The following is a 15,781-nucleotide window of genomic DNA, read 5'->3' on the forward strand; positions in this document are numbered from 1 at the left end:
GTATAGATATAATAATGAGAGAATACATTCCTCAATAGGATATGTACCCCCTCATGAGTATTATTTAGCAAATATAAGCTAAAATGAGTTTGAGTTAATATTGTCTATTTAACGGGGTGCTATCCGATAGTTAAGGAAAGAATTTTTTATTTACATAAAAAATTCTAGGCAATAAAAAGCCTTGCATTTTGCAAGGCTTTCTAAAATTATATAGGTATTTTTTAACGCAGTTAAAAATACCATCCATAGTTATTCACTATTAGCTATTAGTTATTCACTATTAATTATTCTGCTTGACAATATTTAATTATCAAATCTAAAGTAGCTAAAATACCATCCATATGTGTCCTTTCATATCCATGGGAAGCAAAGACTCCTGTTCCAATTAATGCAGTTTTAATATCCCAGCCTGCACGCAAAGCAGCAGAGGCATCAGAACCATAATATGGATATATATCTATTTTATAAGGTATAGTATTTTTATTACATATACTTACTAGTTTTTTTCTTAACTCTAAGTCATATGGACCAGAAGAATCCTTAGCGCATATACATACTGCATATTCAGAAGAATTTTGATCTAATCCAGGAGCACCCATATCTACAGATATAAATTCCTTTGTATTCTTAGGAAGAGCAGCAGAGGCACCATGCCCTACTTCTTCATAATTACTTATAAAGAAGCTAGTAGTATAAGGAAGCTCTATAGAATTTTCAACTAAATATTTTATTGCATAAAGAAGTATGGCAGCACTGGCTTTGTCATCTAGATATCTGCTTTTTATAAAACCATTAGGAGTAAAGACAGTTCTTGTATTAAAATATATAAAATCTCCAACTTCTATACCAAGATTTTTTGTATCTTCTTTAGAAAATACTTTTTCATCGAGAACTATTTCCATATTTTCTGGAGTTCTTTTTAATTCACGGGCCTCATCCCCGCTTATATGAACAGAAGGTTTAGTGCTTTGAACTGTTCCGGTAATTTTTTTGTCATAAAGGTTTTCAATAGTACAATTTTCTCCTTCAATAGAGTTCATCATAAAGCCGCCTATTGGAAGGAAAGAAACACATCCATTAGACTTTATGGATTTAACCATAGCCCCCAAAGTATCGATATGGGCAGAAAAAGCCCTTTCATAGTCTTTGTTTTTTCCCTCCAATGTAACTACAACAGCACCTTTATTGGTAACTGAGTAAGGAACATTTAATATATATAATTCTTCTTTGATATAGTCCATTACTTTTTCGGTAAATCCGCTAGGACTTGGAATAGTTAAAATATTGTTAAGATAATATTTGATTTTTTCATCGTTATACTTCATGAACATCACTCCTTTACAGTTTTACATGTATATTCTACCACAGTAAAAACTTTCATGTCATAAAAATTGTACAATTATTGTATAAATAATTGCTTGTATAGTATAATTAATGAGTATAGATTGTGAGGTGATGCATATGGTAAGAAAAAAAATATTCAAATCTAAAAAAAAGGGACTTATAATAATATTTATTTCTTTATTTATAGTTTTATCAGGAATTGTTTCAGCAGGAATAAGCTATGCATATAATTATGTAAAGCATTACAACAACTTATTTTATCTAGGAGTTAAAGTTGAAGATGTGGATTTATCTGGGAAAAGCCTTGAAGAAGGCAAAAAAGCTATAAAACAGCAATATATCAATAAAATACTTAGCAAAAAATTAATTATAAATACTCCAGATAAAAAGTACACCTTAACTTTTGACAAGATTAATGCTAATTATGATGTGGATAAAGTTCTTCAGCAGGCTTATTCCTATGGTAAAAATTTGAGTTTATACAGCAAGTATAAATTAATAAAACATCCAAATGAAAAAATATTTAAATTGATGAAATTTACCTATGATGAAAAACCCATAAAGGATCTTATAGCAAATATTGAAAAGGATATAAATAAAGAACCGCAAAACGCTAAAATTAGCAGAGCAGGGGGCGGGTTTGATGTAATCCCAGGGAAAGTAGGTAAAAGGTTAAATAAAGACAAACTTCAACAGGAAGCACTAGGTAAAATTGATGGTAATACTGAAAAAGATATAGTAATAGAAGCACCAATAGAAGAAATAAAGCCTCATATAACTGAAGATAAATTATCCAGTATAAATAATTTAATATCTTCTTTCTCTACTCAATATGGTTCTATATCCTCTTCTGAGAGAGCTAATAATATTGAAATTGCAACAAAAAGTATCAATGGTACAGTATTGATGCCCGGTGATGTATTTAGTTTTAATGGTGTAGTAGGAGAAAGGACTGAAGAAAGAGGATATCAAGCTGCTCCAGTTATAATAGGAAATCAAGTGGATTCTGGTCTTGGAGGAGGGATATGTCAGGTATCTTCAACTTTATATAATGCTGTACTTAAATCAAATATAAAGGCTACAGAAAGGGCACATCATACTTTACCTTCAAGTTATGTACCTTTAGGAAGAGATGCCACTGTTGATTGGGAAAATATAGATTACAAATTTAAAAATACATTGTCTTACCCAGTATATATTGAGGGAAGTACTGGTGGAGGAGACGTTACATTTAGTGTTTATTCAAATTCAGCTTTAGCAAGTAGAACTTATGATATCACTAATGACGTCTATGCTCAAATAGAAACTACTACAAAAACAATTAATGATGCAAATCTCCCATCAGGGACTGAAGAAGTAGTACAAAAGCCTTATGCAGGATTTAAGGTAAAGGTATATAAAAATTCCTATGAAAATGGTAAATTAATTAATCAAGAACTTATATCTAATGATTTCTATAAACCAGTAGAAGGATTGATAAAAATAGGAACTAAGAAAAAATAAAGAAAGGTTGTGCATTACACAGATAATGTACAACCTTTTTTGAATTTTTTGGTGTATAATATCTATAAGATTTTGAAGGAGGTGTGAAATAATGGGAGAAAGGGAGCTAATAAAAGATATAGTTTATAACATTGATAAGGTAGTTATAGGAAAAGAATATGAAATTTATAACATAATAAAAGGTATAATCGCCAATGGACATATACTTATAGAGGATGTACCTGGAGTTGGGAAAACTACTTTAGTAAAGGCTTTGGCTAAATCTTTAAATCTGTCCTATAAAAGGATACAATTTACTCCAGATTTACTTCCTTCAGATATTCTAGGTATATCTATTTATAACCAAAGGACTATGGAATTTGAGTTTAAAAAAGGCCCAATATTTTCAAATATAGTATTAGCAGATGAGATAAACAGAACTTCTCCTAAAACACAATCTGCACTTTTAGAGGTCATGGAAGAAAAGCAGGTATCAGAGGGGAACGAAACCTATAAATTAGAAGAACCATTTATAGTATTGGCTACCCAAAATCCTATAGAATATGAAGGCACTTTTATTTTGCCTGAAGCTCAATTAGATAGATTCATGATTAAAGTAAATGTAGGATATCCTGAAAAAATGTATGAAAGTAAAATGTTGAAAATATATAGAAATTATGATCCATTGGAAAGTATAAATAGTGTAGCAGAAGCTAAGGATATTATTGAATTACAGAAAAAGGTAAGAGATGTCCATGTATCAGATGAAATAAATTCTTATATAGTAAACATAGCTGAGGCTACAAGAAATAATAAATGCCTATCGTTGGGTATTAGCCCAAGGGCATGCCTAGCTCTTTTAAGAATATCTCAAGCTTCAGCCGTTATAAATGGAAGGAATTATGTTGTACCAGAAGATGTAAAAGAAAATGCAGTATCTGTTTTAAGTCATAGGGTGATAATATCTCCTTATGGAAGAGCTAATAATAATACTGGGGAAGAGGTAATTAAGGATATATTAAGAATTTTACCAGTGCCAAGAATAAAGGCTGATAGAATATGATTAAAATAATAAATAAAAAGTTTTTAATTATGCTTTTAATTTCATTTATTTATGCTTATTTGGAAGGCGGAAATTTACCCTATTCTATTTTCTATGGATTTTTATGTACTTTAATTTTCTCTTTAGTATATTTATTAGCAACTATAAGAAATGTAGCAGTAGATATAAAGTTTAATAGGGATATTTTTACTACTTTTGAAGATACGGAAGTTATTACAGTAGTTAAGAATTATGGTATTTTGCCTATACCTTATATAGAAATAAATAATAAAGTTTTTTATGAACTAGATAAGGATTACAAAGGATTAGTTTTGAGTTTAGGAATAGATGAAAATAGAAGGTTAGGTGTTAAAGTAAAATTTTTTACTAGGGGTATATATAATTTTGGAGAAATTAAGCTACACATAAGGGATATATTTTCACTTTTTAATTTTGAAAAAAACATAAAAAAGGAAAATATAATTAAAGTATATCCTAAAATATATTCTCTAGAAAAATTTAATTCCTATGGTGAAGATGTATTAAATGGTATGGTAAATGAAAAGGGCAATATTAAAGAGGATTATTCTATTAGTGACATGAGAAAATATAGAATAGGAGACAGCCTAAGAAAAATCAACTGGAAGGTAAGTGCCAAGCATGGAGAATTATATATAAAGAATTTCGACACTGTTACTGGAGAAAAATCTAATGTTTTTTTAAATATGAATAAAGATGATTATTTTAGTGGGAAAGGAAAAGAGAAGGAAGAAGAGCTAATAGATCTATGTGTTTCATTAATCAATATGATGAGGGTTAGAGGTATAAAAACTAATCTTCATATCTGTAATCGTGAAAGTAAAAGTTTTTATATTGGAACAAAGGATGACTTTTATGAATTAATGGAATATTTACTAATACACAAAAGTGAAGGAGAAAGGGATTTTTCTAAATTTATTATAGATAATTTAGGAAAAGTAGAAAGGGGCAGCTCTATAGCTATTATGACTCCTAAAATAAACGAAAAAATGAAGGATAATTTAATATCTTTGAAAAGATTAGGATATAAGGTTATGGCATTTTATTCTATAACGAATTTTGAGGATCTTGAGAAAATATCTATATTAAAAGAAATGGATATAAGATGTATAAGTTTTAATGAAGCCCTTGGTTAATAGCTGTAATATCAATTAAGGAAAGGATATATTATGGAAACTTTCAAAAAGAATATAATTTATGTATCTTTAACCTATGTAAATATATTTTTTATAATGAGGGTTATGGAGAAATGTTTTAAAATAAATAATTTTTCTTATGTATTTTTTAACTTTCTCTTCATTTTAGCTGCAATGATATATTATTTGTATAGATTTTTGTTAAAAAGACCTTTACACAAATTTTTATTTACTTTTCTTATGATTTTATCCATGGGGCTATGGGTATATTTTAATATGGATTATTTTACCCAGATATTTAAGTTAAATATAAAATATGTAATGGATCTAAATAATAATATATATAATGGAGAAACTACATATTTTTATCAACTCAAACTATTATTTATCTTTACAATTCCTTTATTAATAGTTTTAATATTGTGGATTGGGGATAAAGTATTCCCTAATTGCATATTACTTGTAACTGTATCCTCCATGCTGTTTTTTTGGAATTATGGGTATACAGAAACAGTAAAAAAGTATACATTCTATTTTATTCTTATAAGTATAATTACCTATTCTATAAATAGTTATATAAGGAGTATAGATGAATTAAAAAGCAGTGGTGTAGGCATATCCATAGCTTATAGTAAAATACTATTGTATATAGTAATACTAGGCTTTCTAATATCTGGAGTACAGAGCTTTCTGCCTAAGGAAATTCAGGGAAAATATAATAAGGAAAAATCGGAAGAATTTATTAATAAGTTTTCAATTAATAGAAGAGATATAAAAAATGTATATAATCTTAGTTCTTCAGGTTATAACAATACAGATACAAAGCTAGGAGGGCCCATTACTATTGACAATAAGCAGGTTTTTAAAGTAAAAGCAGATAGACCATATTATTTAAGAGGGACTAGTAAGGAATACTATGATGGCTTTTCATGGAAGGGTGTACAAAACAATTATGGAAGAATAAATAAGGACAGCTCAATACTAGAGCCCAAAAGTAGTAATTCTTTATCTATAGTTGGAGAGTCAAAGATAGATTATATCACAATTTATCCTGATTATATTAGCACTTCTACCTTATTTGCACCTATGTATGCTACCAATATAAATATAAAGGGAGAAAAGGTGTTTTATGATAAAGACAATAATTTTGTAACTTCTAATGACACTCACAAAGAATACACTGTAAAATTTTACAATGATGATTTAAAGTATTCTGTTATATCTGATAACATAGATAGTAAAAAAAATATTATTACCACCATAATGGATTATGGGTATAAGCATTCATTAAGTTTAGAACCAGAAAAATTTAAACAGTATAATGTATATTTACAATTACCTGATAATATTCCTAAAAGAGTATTTGATTTGGTAGATAATATTACAAGTGGAGAAAAGGATCCCGGAGAAAAGGTATTTAAAATTTATGACTATCTTCATAAAAATTATAAATATTCCTTGCAGGTACAACAATTACCAGAGGGAAAGGAATTTGTAGATAACTTTTTATTTACTGAAAAAAAAGGTTACTGTACATATTTTGCCACTGCTGCCACTGTAATGTGTAGAATAGCGGGAATTCCGGCTAGATATGTGGAAGGATTTAATATGACCTATGATAAGGATGCAGATGGACTTTTTATAGTATCAAATAAAAATTCCCATGCCTGGGCAGAAATATTAATTGACCCCATAAGTAACAGCTGGTCTATATTGGATACAGTACCTTCAGCCCCTGAGGAAGTAGAAAGGGCTCAGCAGGAAGAGAGGAAAAAGGAAGCCTATGAAGATACACAACCACAGGAAACAAATAGGAACAATGTAAAGAAAACTGAAGAAGATATCATAAATAAGGAACAAGTAAAGAATGAGAAAAAAAGTTATTGGGCATATCTATTAAGTTTGTTATTATTAATAATTCTTCTGATAATAGCAAGAATATTAATGATAATTAGGAATAAAAGAAAAATAATTAAGTCTAAGAGTATAATACCTTTATATTTATATATAATTAAAAGAATAAGAACTATAGGCATATATAAAGATGAAAGTCAAGGAGAAAAGGAATTTATTCAAAGCATAGAGGATATATCCTTAAGATTTAAGATGGAAGAATTAGTGGAGTATGTTTATAAAGAGTTTTATGGAGAAAAAGAAGATACAGTAGAATATAATAAAAAAGAAGAACTTTATAAATTTATAGAAAAATATATTAAAGAAAATCAGGGAAAAGGTAAGTACTATGTGGTGAAATTTTTAAATTTAGGTAAATAATAATCTATATAGCATATATAAAATATTCTAAATGTGTGATATAATAATTAACATCTAAGTAGAAAAAATGTAATGCGGGTATGGCGGAACTGGCAGACGCACTAGATTCAGGTTCTAGCGGGAAACCGTGCAGGTTCGAGTCCTGTTACCCGCACCATAAAAAAATATAATATAAAAAGGATAGTGAAGACTATGAGAAGAAAGAACAAGGAAAGAATATTAATTTCTTGCATTTTTTTTACCTTACTGATGGCATTATTTGTAAATTATGATATAAAATTCAATAAATATATATTTGCAGCACAGGAGCCTAGTACTGTATTAGGGGAAAAGAAAAAATTAAATGAGGAAAATATGGACAAGCAGTTTAAAAAAAATGAAAAAATAAACGAAGATTTGAATAAAATAATAGTCATTGACCCAGGCCATGGTGGAGCAGATAAGGGTACAAATATAGGAGCCTTATATGAAAAGGATATAAATTTAAAAATAGCATTTTATACAAGACAATATCTTCAGGATAAAGGATTTAATGCATTAATGACAAGAGAAGAGGACAAATTAATTCCTTTAAAGGAAATAGGTAATTTTGTAAATGATATAAGACCTAATGTGTTTGTATCAATCCATGTAAATTCCTTCAAGGAAAGTAAATATAAAGGCATAAGTACATATTACTATGACCCCAATGGATTTCAAAAGGAGGAAAGAATGGAACTGGCTAAAAGTATACAAAGTGAAAATACCAAAGATGGGACATGGTATAATAGAGGAGTTTTAAGACAAAATATAGCAGTATTAAGATATAGCAATTTTACTTGCGCTCTAGTAGAATGTGGATTTATAACTAATGAAGAGGATAGAAAAAAACTGCAGGATGAAAATATATTGAAAAACACAGGTGAAAACATTGCCAAAGGCATAATCAATTATATTGAAAGCAATAAGTAAAAGAAATTTAAAAATTAAATATGATTATTTCTGTTATAATAAGATATGTAGTTAAAAAATAAGAAGGGAATGTTGAGGATTGGCATGTAAATTAATATGCATTGATATGGATGGTACATTACTTAATAGTAATGATGAGATAAGCAGGAGAAACTTAGAGGCTATTAGGAAAGCATCAGAAAATGGCGTGCAAGTAGCAATAAGTACAGGGAGACTATTTGTATCAGCAAATTATTATGCAGATCTAATTGGAGTTAAAACACCAGTTATAGCTTCCAATGGTGCTTATATAAGGGATAAGAATACAGATAAAGTTATATACAAATCCCTTTTAGGATATGAGAATTGTAAAAAAGTTATTAATGTGGCAAAAAAATATGATATGTATGCTCAGTTTAATACTTATGATAGTATTTTTACAGAAAAATTAGTTTATTCATCAAAATTTTATTCAAAAATGAATGAAACTCTCCCTGAAGATAGAAGAGTTAACATCAAAATCACTTCAGATTGGGATGAAAGCTTTAAGAAATATAAAAATGAAATATTAAAATGTATAGTGATAGATAAAGATTGTGAAAAGTTAAAGCTTATTAAAGAAGAATTATTAAAAGAAAAGGGAATACAGGTGGTAAGTTCCTTTAGGAATAATGTAGAAGTTATGGCTAAAGGAGTGTCAAAGGGAAATGCCGTTGGTATCCTTGCAGATTTTTATAATTTAACCAGAGAAGAAATAATGTGTATAGGTGACAGCGAAAATGATCTTTCTATGATAGAATTTGCAGGAATTGGAGTAGCTATGGGTAACGGTGATGAACTGATAAAGAGAAGTTCTGATTATATAACAGATACCAATGATGAGGATGGAGTGGCAAAAGCTATAGAAAAATTTGTTTTATAGGAAGAATTAACTATATTATATAGATGTAAATGGTAAATTATATAGTGTAGGCTTGGTATCTTTACTATTTCGATATAATAGGTTAATATATTTATGTGAATGCAAATTCAACAAGTTAATTGCATTAGTACAAGGAGGTATACAATTGAATTTAAATATAGTATTATTTCAGCCAGAGATTCCACAAAATACAGGGAATATAGCCAGAACCTGTGTACTTACAAACTGTAAACTTCATTTGATAAAGCCTCTAGGCTTTAGTTTGGATGAAAAACATTTAAGGAGAGCAGGCCTTGATTATTGGCCTTATTTAGATATAGAAATATATGAATCCTATGAGGAACTAAGAGATAAATATAAAGATGGGACTTTTTATTTTTCCACAACTCATGGTCATAATTATTATGACCATGCAAAGTTTAAAGAAGGAGATTTTATTGTGTTTGGAAGGGAATCATCTGGGCTGCCTGATGAAATAAGAAATAGTGATCCTGAAAAATGCATAAGAGTACCCATGATAAATACCACAACTAGATCTCTAAACCTTTCTAATACAGTAGCTATAGTTACATATGAAGCATTGAGGCAAATGAACTTTCCAAATATGAAGTAGGAGTGGTTTAGTGCATGGAGAAAGTAAAGATAATAACCGATAGTACATCAGACCTACCTAAGGAAATAGTTAAAAAGTATGATATTGAAGTTTTACCGTTATTGGTTAATTTCGGAGAAGATACTTACGCAGATGGGATAAATATAAATATAAAAACATTGCTAGAAAAAATGGACAACTCAGAAGAATTCCCTGGTACAGCGCAAGTGAATCCCCAAAGATTTTTGGATTGTTATAAAAGATATTTAGATGATGGGTATAAAATAATATCAATACATTTATCATCAAAGATGAGTGGAACCTATCAGTCTGCGTGCATTGCCAGGGATACCTTAGAAACAGATTGTATAAAGGTTATTGATTCTTTAAATGTAACCTCAGGATTAGGATTATTGGTTCTAAAAGCAGCTAGATTGAAAGAAAAAGGATCGAATATTGCAGAAATAGAAGAGGAAATAATAAAAGCCATACCCCATATAAGAAGTGTATTAGCTTTTGCATATTTAAATAATTTAGTGAAGGGCGGAAGGTTATCTAAGACCGCGGGGGTAATTGGAAATGTATTAGGCATAAAACCAATACTTGCCGTAGATAAAGGTGAAATGGTAGTTATAGATAAGGTTAGGGGTAGTAAAAAAGCCATTAGATATATAATGGAGTATTTGGACAAGGCAGGTATAAAAGAGAATGAGCCTGTTGCATTAGCGCACATAGCTAATAAAGATATTCTAAGCAGTCTAAGAGAAAATTTAAGAGAAAAAGGAATTCCATTTATAGAATGTGAAGTTGGATGCGTTGTAGGGGTTCATGCTGGTAAGGATGCCTGTGGAGTATTTTTTATTGAGAATTATTAACTAAATACAGGCAGCACAATGAATATGTCTATATTTATTGTGCTGCCAATTTAACTATGATTTATGAAAAGGATTACGTATAAATTTAAATGTGTATGTTATAATATATTTATTACTATTATATGAACTATGTGAACTTATTTAGAAGGATATTATTAATCCTTGTAGAATATTTATAATACTGACTAAAATTTTTATTTTATAATCTTATAGGAGGGGTATTAAATGAATAAAAAAAGAGTGCTAGCTCTACTAGCAGCCACTGTAATGACAGTTTCATTATTTGCAGGCTGCGGCGGTGGAGAAAAGAAACCTGAGGCTGGAGCACCAGAAAAACAGGAAACAAAATTAAAAGTTGGTCTTGTTACAGATGAGGGAGGAATAAATGATGGGTCCTTTAACCAATCCGCTCATGAAGGAATAACAAAAGCGGAAAAGGATTTAGGGATTGAGCAGGTAAACCCAATCGAATCAAAACAGCAGGAACAATATGAACCAAATTTAAAGACTATGGCAGGAGCCTCTGATCTAGTTGTAGGCTGCGGATATATGATGAAGCAAGCTATGACAAATGTATCAAAACAAATGTCAGATAAAAAGTTCTTAATAATTGATGATGTAGTAGATACTCCAAATACAATGTCAATAACATTTAAAGAAGAAGAAGGCTCTTTCCTTGCCGGAGTTATAGCAGGAAAAATGACTAAAACTAATAAGGTTGGTTTTATAGGCGGTAAAGAAGGAGACGTTATAAATAGATTTGAATCAGGATTTGTAGCTGGTGTTATGTCTGTTAATCCAGAAGCAGGAAAGTTATTAATGCCTGTAGGGGACAATGTAGATAAACTTTCACCAGGAAAAAATGTTAAATATGTTGACTCTTTCACTGATCAGCAAAAGGGTGTTGAGGCAGCTAAGATGCTTTACAACAGCGGTTGTGATATAATATTCCATGCAGCAGGTGGAGTTGGTCTTGGAGTATTTAAAGCTGCAAAAGAAATGAATAAATGGGCTATAGGTGTTGACTCTGACCAGGCAGCAGCATTACCAGAATATAAAGATGTAATACTTGTTTCCATGGAAAAGAAAGTAGGAGCATCTGTTATTGATACAATTAATGCTGTAAAAGATGGTTCATTTAAAGGTGGAGAACATAAAGTACTTGGCATAAAAGAAGACAGAGTTGGATTAGCACCAACAATCAACCCTAAAGTTAAAGAAAACAAGGAATCATTAGAACTATCTGATAAATATAAAGCAGCTATAAAGGCAGATAAATTTAAGGTACCAGGAACAAGAAAAGAGCTTAGAGAGTTTAAAGCTCCTCAGATTTAGTTAATTGTGAGGCTAGGTGCTTATGCATCTAGCCTTTTTATAAAACACAATCAAACTTAATTAAGAGGGAGGGAGGACTAAAATGGCAAATGTTGTAGAAATGAAAGGAATAACAAAGGTTTTTCCTGGCACAGTAGCTAATGATAATGTAGATTTTACCTTGGAAAAAGGAGAGATCCATGTGCTTTTGGGGGAAAATGGAGCAGGTAAAACTACATTGATGAATGTACTATACGGTCTTTACCAGCCAGAAGCCGGTGAAATATATATAAATGATAAAAAAGTTGAAATAAAAAGTCCTAAGGATGCTATAAGTCTTGGTATTGGTATGGTGCATCAGCATTTTATGCTTATTCATAACTTTACTATAGCAGAAAATATGGTATTAGGACAGGAACCTAAAAAGAGAGCCTTGTCCATAGACATGGAAAAGGCTAAAAAGGATACTAAGGAATTAGCAGATAAATATGGATTTAACATTGATCCTGATTCTGTAATTGATGATATAACTGTTGGGCAACAGCAGAAAGTTGAGATACTAAAAGCACTATATAGGGGTGCAGAAATACTTATACTAGATGAACCAACAGCAGTGCTTACACCTCAGGAAATACAGGATTTTGGAATAATATTAAAGAATTTAGTTAAAGAAGGTAAATCAATAATTCTTATTACTCATAAGCTTAAGGAAGTTATGAGTATGAGTGACAGAGTAACTATAATAAGAAGAGGAAAATATATAGATACTGTTAAAACAAAGGACACCGATATAGACGGACTTGCAGAAATGATGGTGGGAAGAAAAGTTAATTTAATAGTGGAAAAAAATAAGCCTAAAATAGGAGATGTAATTTTAAAAGTAGAAAATTTAAAGGCTTTAGATCATAGAGGTTTACCAGCATTAAGAGGGATAAATTTTGAACTAAAAGCTGGAGAGATTTTAGGCATAGCAGGAGTAGATGGAAATGGTCAGACAGAACTTATTGAGACTATAGTAGGATTAAGGAAGGCAACTGAAGGAAAAGTTTATTTAAAAGGTGAGGATATTACAGGGAAAACTACTAGAGAAATAACAGATGCAGGAGTAGGTCATATTCCTGAAGATAGGCAGAAAAGGGGACTTGTTCTCAAATATTCACTTTTAGAAAATTCTATTTTAGGAATTCATCATAGAGCGCCTTATTCTAAAGGAATAATGATGAATTATGGAAAGATTAGAGAACATGTTAATAATCTAATTAAAAACTTTGATATAAGAACCCCTAACGAAGATGTAAATGCCTCCGCATTATCAGGGGGAAACCAACAAAAACTTATAGTAGCAAGGGAAATAGAAAAGGATCCGGATATGATAATTGCAGCTCAACCTACAAGGGGGTTGGATGTAGGAGCTATTGAATATATACATAAAAGATTAGTGGCAGAAAGAGACAATGGAAGAGCAGTACTGCTAGTATCCCTTGAGTTGGATGAGGTTATGGCATTATCAGATAGAATAGCTGTTATATACGATGGGGAAATAGTAGATATATTGGATGTTAAGGATGCTACAGAACAAAAACTTGGAATACTTATGGCAGGAGGAACTTTGCATAAAGGCGAGAAGGGAGGTAAAAATAATGAATAAGGAAAGTGGAAATTATATAAAAAAGTTAGCACTTTTTAGAAGCTTTTTTATATCTCTATTAGCTATTATACTAGCCCTTTTTATATCAATATTTTTTGTAATGTGGGCTAAAGACTTTGGATTTACTGCATCTGCAAAATTATTATTTACCTCTATATGGAAAGGAAGCTTTGGAACAAAGGTTAATTTCATAGAAACCTTAGTTTTTTCAACCCCTCTTATTTTCACAGGTCTTGCTCATTCAGTAGCCTTTAAAACAGGTCTTTTTAATATTGGAGTGGAAGGACAATTTATTATGGGCAGCACAGTAGCTACTTTGATTGGGTTAATACCTGGCATACCAGCGCCTATTCATATACCACTTACATTAGGCGGCGGAATTTTAGCAGGAATGGTTTGGGCAGGGATTCCAGGATATTTAAAGGCTAGAGTAGGAACAAATGAAGTTGTTAATACTATTATGATGAACTTTATAGCTATGCATTTAACCAATTATTTGGTCATGGGACCATTTCATAAGCCTAGTTCAGCTAGTACACCTTTAATACAACAATCCGCTAGGCTATATAGATTTTTGGGGTCTAACAATAGATTAAATGTAAGCTTATTCATAGGATTAGCATTAGCTATAGTAGTTTATATACTTCTTTGGAAAACTACTATAGGTTATGAAATAAGAGCTGTAGGACTTAGCCCTTCTTCAGCGGAATATGGTGGAATTAACATAAAGAAAAATATAATATTAGCTATGGTTATATCAGGTGCTATTGCCGGCATGGGCGGCGCTACACACACCATGGGAGTTCAGCTGCAATCTATACAGCTATTTGGATTTACTAATTTTGGGTTCGACGGTATTGCAGTAGCTTTAGTTGCTAAGAGCAATCCTATTGGTGTAATATTCTCTGCTATATTATTTGGTGCATTAAATTATAGTTCAGGTACATTAATGCTCTATGGTATACCTAAGACTATAGTATACTTAATTCAGGGTATAATAATCCTATTTATTGCAGGAGAGTATATGTTTAGAAAGATAGCAGATAGAAGAAAAAAGGGGGCTTTAGTAAATGAATAGCTCATTTTATATAGCTTTAACAGGAATTATTGCAGCTACATTAAGGTCCGCAACACCTTTAATATTTGCAGCTTTAGGTGGAGTATTTTCTGAAAAATCGGGAGTTGTAAATATAGCCCTTGAGGGCATAATGACTACAGGAGCATTTTTTGCAGTATACGGTTCATACGCAACTGGAAGCCCATGGATGGGTATATTGTTTGCTATTATATCTGGTGCAGTTATGGCAGCTATACATGCTTATTTAAGTATTAATCTAAATGCTGACCAAGTTGTATCTGGTGTAGGTATTAATGTATTTGCTGGTGCTTTAACAAGTTATTTAATAGTGAAAATCTTTAAAACTAACTCCCAGACAAGCGTCGTAAACTCACTGCCTTATCCTTCTGAGGCTATGGCAAAGGTGCCAATTATAGGGCCTATTCTTGGAGAATTAAACTGGTTTGTATTCATTGCTTTAATATTAGTTTTTGTTTCCAATTATGTGCTTTATAAAACACCATTAGGATTGAGGATAAGATCTGTAGGTGAGCATCCAAAGGCTGCAGACACTTTAGGAATAAGTGTATATAAAATAAGATATCTTTGCGTCATATTATCTGGAGTATTAGCAGCCTTAGGAGGAGCTACTCTTTCTATAGGCGTTATGAATCTTTATAGAGAAAATATGGTAAGTGGAAGAGGATTTATAGCTCTAGCAGCTATGATCTTTGGAAATTGGAAACCTATAAACTCAATGTGGGCATGCATGCTATTTGCCTTTGCTGATACATTCCAACTCTTTGCCAAAGGCTTTGGATGGACTATTCCAGGAGAATTTTATGCAGCATTCCCTTATATACTAACAATGCTTGTTCTTGCAGGTTTTGTTGGAAAAACTCAAGCTCCTGCTGCTGATGGAGTACCTTATGAAAAGGATAATAGATAAGTTTTTACTGTATGGAGGCTAGAAATTTAATTCTACCTCCATTTTTTTATTTATTTCGTCAATTCTTATTTTTTTAACATAAAGTCCCTAACATTTGATATAATTATTAATAAGGCTTCCATTTGTTATACTATTAATAAATGGGTGGTATAATGTATTAGTATGAAAGGGTGTTGT

Annotated in this window: 13 protein-coding genes and 1 tRNA gene; 13 read left to right on the forward strand and 1 reads right to left on the reverse strand. The window is 30.9% G+C overall.

What is annotated here, in order from left to right; translation table 11 throughout:
- Positions 1-284 precede the first annotated feature (284 nt).
- Positions 285-1,325, reverse strand: a complete 1,041-nt coding sequence (locus tag CLLI_RS03965) for a M42 family metallopeptidase (protein ID WP_106062947.1) — start codon at positions 1,323-1,325, stop codon at positions 285-287.
- A gap of 136 nt (positions 1,326-1,461) precedes the next feature.
- Here CLLI_RS03965 and CLLI_RS03970 point away from each other — a divergent pair, with 136 nt between their 5' ends.
- The 13 genes from CLLI_RS03970 (at position 1,462) to CLLI_RS04030 (ending at position 15,604) form a co-directional block, all read left to right on the forward strand.
- Positions 1,462-2,847 (forward strand): VanW family protein, encoded by a 1,386-nt coding sequence (locus CLLI_RS03970; RefSeq protein ID WP_170063640.1) that lies wholly within the window; start codon positions 1,462-1,464, stop codon positions 2,845-2,847.
- Between the two features lie 91 nt (positions 2,848-2,938).
- Positions 2,939-3,889 carry an AAA family ATPase gene (locus CLLI_RS03975; RefSeq protein WP_106062949.1) on the forward strand — a complete coding sequence of 317 codons (951 nt, stop codon included), beginning with the start codon at positions 2,939-2,941 and terminating at the stop codon, positions 3,887-3,889.
- Positions 3,886-5,043, forward strand: a complete 1,158-nt coding sequence (locus CLLI_RS03980; protein WP_106062950.1) for a DUF58 domain-containing protein — start codon at positions 3,886-3,888, stop codon at positions 5,041-5,043. Before CLLI_RS03975 ends, CLLI_RS03980 begins: the two co-directional genes overlap by 4 nt.
- Positions 5,044-5,076: 33 nt before the next feature.
- Complete coding sequence (locus CLLI_RS03985) at positions 5,077-7,317, forward strand: transglutaminase-like domain-containing protein (RefSeq protein ID WP_106062951.1); 2,241 nt, start codon at positions 5,077-5,079, stop codon at positions 7,315-7,317.
- 74 nt (positions 7,318-7,391) lie between these two features.
- Positions 7,392-7,474, forward strand: a tRNA-Leu gene (locus tag CLLI_RS03990).
- A gap of 35 nt (positions 7,475-7,509) precedes the next feature.
- On the forward strand, positions 7,510-8,268 hold the full coding sequence (locus CLLI_RS03995; RefSeq protein ID WP_106062952.1) for an N-acetylmuramoyl-L-alanine amidase family protein: 759 nt from the start codon (positions 7,510-7,512) through the stop codon (positions 8,266-8,268).
- 79 nt (positions 8,269-8,347) lie between these two features.
- On the forward strand, positions 8,348-9,169 hold the full coding sequence (locus tag CLLI_RS04000) for a Cof-type HAD-IIB family hydrolase (RefSeq protein ID WP_106062953.1): 822 nt from the start codon (positions 8,348-8,350) through the stop codon (positions 9,167-9,169).
- Positions 9,170-9,314: 145 nt separating this feature from the next.
- Entirely contained in the window at positions 9,315-9,782 is a 468-nt protein-coding gene (locus CLLI_RS04005) for a tRNA (cytidine(34)-2'-O)-methyltransferase (protein ID WP_106062954.1), read from the forward strand.
- A gap of 14 nt (positions 9,783-9,796) precedes the next feature.
- Positions 9,797-10,636 carry a DegV family protein gene (locus tag CLLI_RS04010; RefSeq protein ID WP_106062955.1) on the forward strand — a complete coding sequence of 280 codons (840 nt, stop codon included), beginning with the start codon at positions 9,797-9,799 and terminating at the stop codon, positions 10,634-10,636.
- Positions 10,637-10,861: 225 nt separating this feature from the next.
- On the forward strand, positions 10,862-11,971 hold the full coding sequence (locus CLLI_RS04015; protein WP_106062956.1) for a BMP family lipoprotein: 1,110 nt from the start codon (positions 10,862-10,864) through the stop codon (positions 11,969-11,971).
- Between the two features lie 82 nt (positions 11,972-12,053).
- Positions 12,054-13,598, forward strand: coding sequence for an ABC transporter ATP-binding protein (locus CLLI_RS04020; RefSeq protein ID WP_106062957.1), 1,545 nt, complete (start codon positions 12,054-12,056; stop codon positions 13,596-13,598).
- A complete protein-coding gene (locus CLLI_RS04025) occupies positions 13,591-14,676 on the forward strand; it encodes an ABC transporter permease (RefSeq protein ID WP_106062958.1) in 1,086 nt (361 codons plus the stop codon). Before CLLI_RS04020 ends, CLLI_RS04025 begins: the two co-directional genes overlap by 8 nt.
- Complete coding sequence (locus CLLI_RS04030) at positions 14,669-15,604, forward strand: ABC transporter permease (protein WP_106062959.1); 936 nt, start codon at positions 14,669-14,671, stop codon at positions 15,602-15,604. Before CLLI_RS04025 ends, CLLI_RS04030 begins: the two co-directional genes overlap by 8 nt.
- Positions 15,605-15,781: the final 177 nt, after the last annotated feature.

Origin of the sequence: Clostridium liquoris, from assembly GCF_002995785.1 — a bacterium.
Lineage (GTDB): Bacteria > Bacillota > Clostridia > Clostridiales > Clostridiaceae > Clostridium_AO > Clostridium_AO liquoris.

Excerpts from the sequence above, each read along its gene's own strand:
- CLLI_RS03965 (WP_106062947.1), bottom strand. The coding sequence starts at position 1,325 with ATGAAGTATAACGATGAAAAAATCAAATATTATCTTAACAATATTTTA.
- CLLI_RS03970 (WP_170063640.1), top strand. The coding sequence starts at position 1,462 with ATGGTAAGAAAAAAAATATTCAAATCTAAAAAAAAGGGACTTATAATA.
- CLLI_RS03975 (WP_106062949.1), top strand. The coding sequence starts at position 2,939 with ATGGGAGAAAGGGAGCTAATAAAAGATATAGTTTATAACATTGATAAG.
- CLLI_RS03980 (WP_106062950.1), top strand. The coding sequence starts at position 3,886 with ATGATTAAAATAATAAATAAAAAGTTTTTAATTATGCTTTTAATTTCA.
- CLLI_RS03985 (WP_106062951.1), top strand. The coding sequence starts at position 5,077 with ATGGAAACTTTCAAAAAGAATATAATTTATGTATCTTTAACCTATGTA.
- CLLI_RS03995 (WP_106062952.1), top strand. The coding sequence starts at position 7,510 with ATGAGAAGAAAGAACAAGGAAAGAATATTAATTTCTTGCATTTTTTTT.
- CLLI_RS04010 (WP_106062955.1), top strand. The coding sequence starts at position 9,797 with ATGGAGAAAGTAAAGATAATAACCGATAGTACATCAGACCTACCTAAG.
- CLLI_RS04015 (WP_106062956.1), top strand. The coding sequence starts at position 10,862 with ATGAATAAAAAAAGAGTGCTAGCTCTACTAGCAGCCACTGTAATGACA.
- CLLI_RS04020 (WP_106062957.1), top strand. The coding sequence starts at position 12,054 with ATGGCAAATGTTGTAGAAATGAAAGGAATAACAAAGGTTTTTCCTGGC.
- CLLI_RS04025 (WP_106062958.1), top strand. The coding sequence starts at position 13,591 with ATGAATAAGGAAAGTGGAAATTATATAAAAAAGTTAGCACTTTTTAGA.
- CLLI_RS04030 (WP_106062959.1), top strand. The coding sequence starts at position 14,669 with ATGAATAGCTCATTTTATATAGCTTTAACAGGAATTATTGCAGCTACA.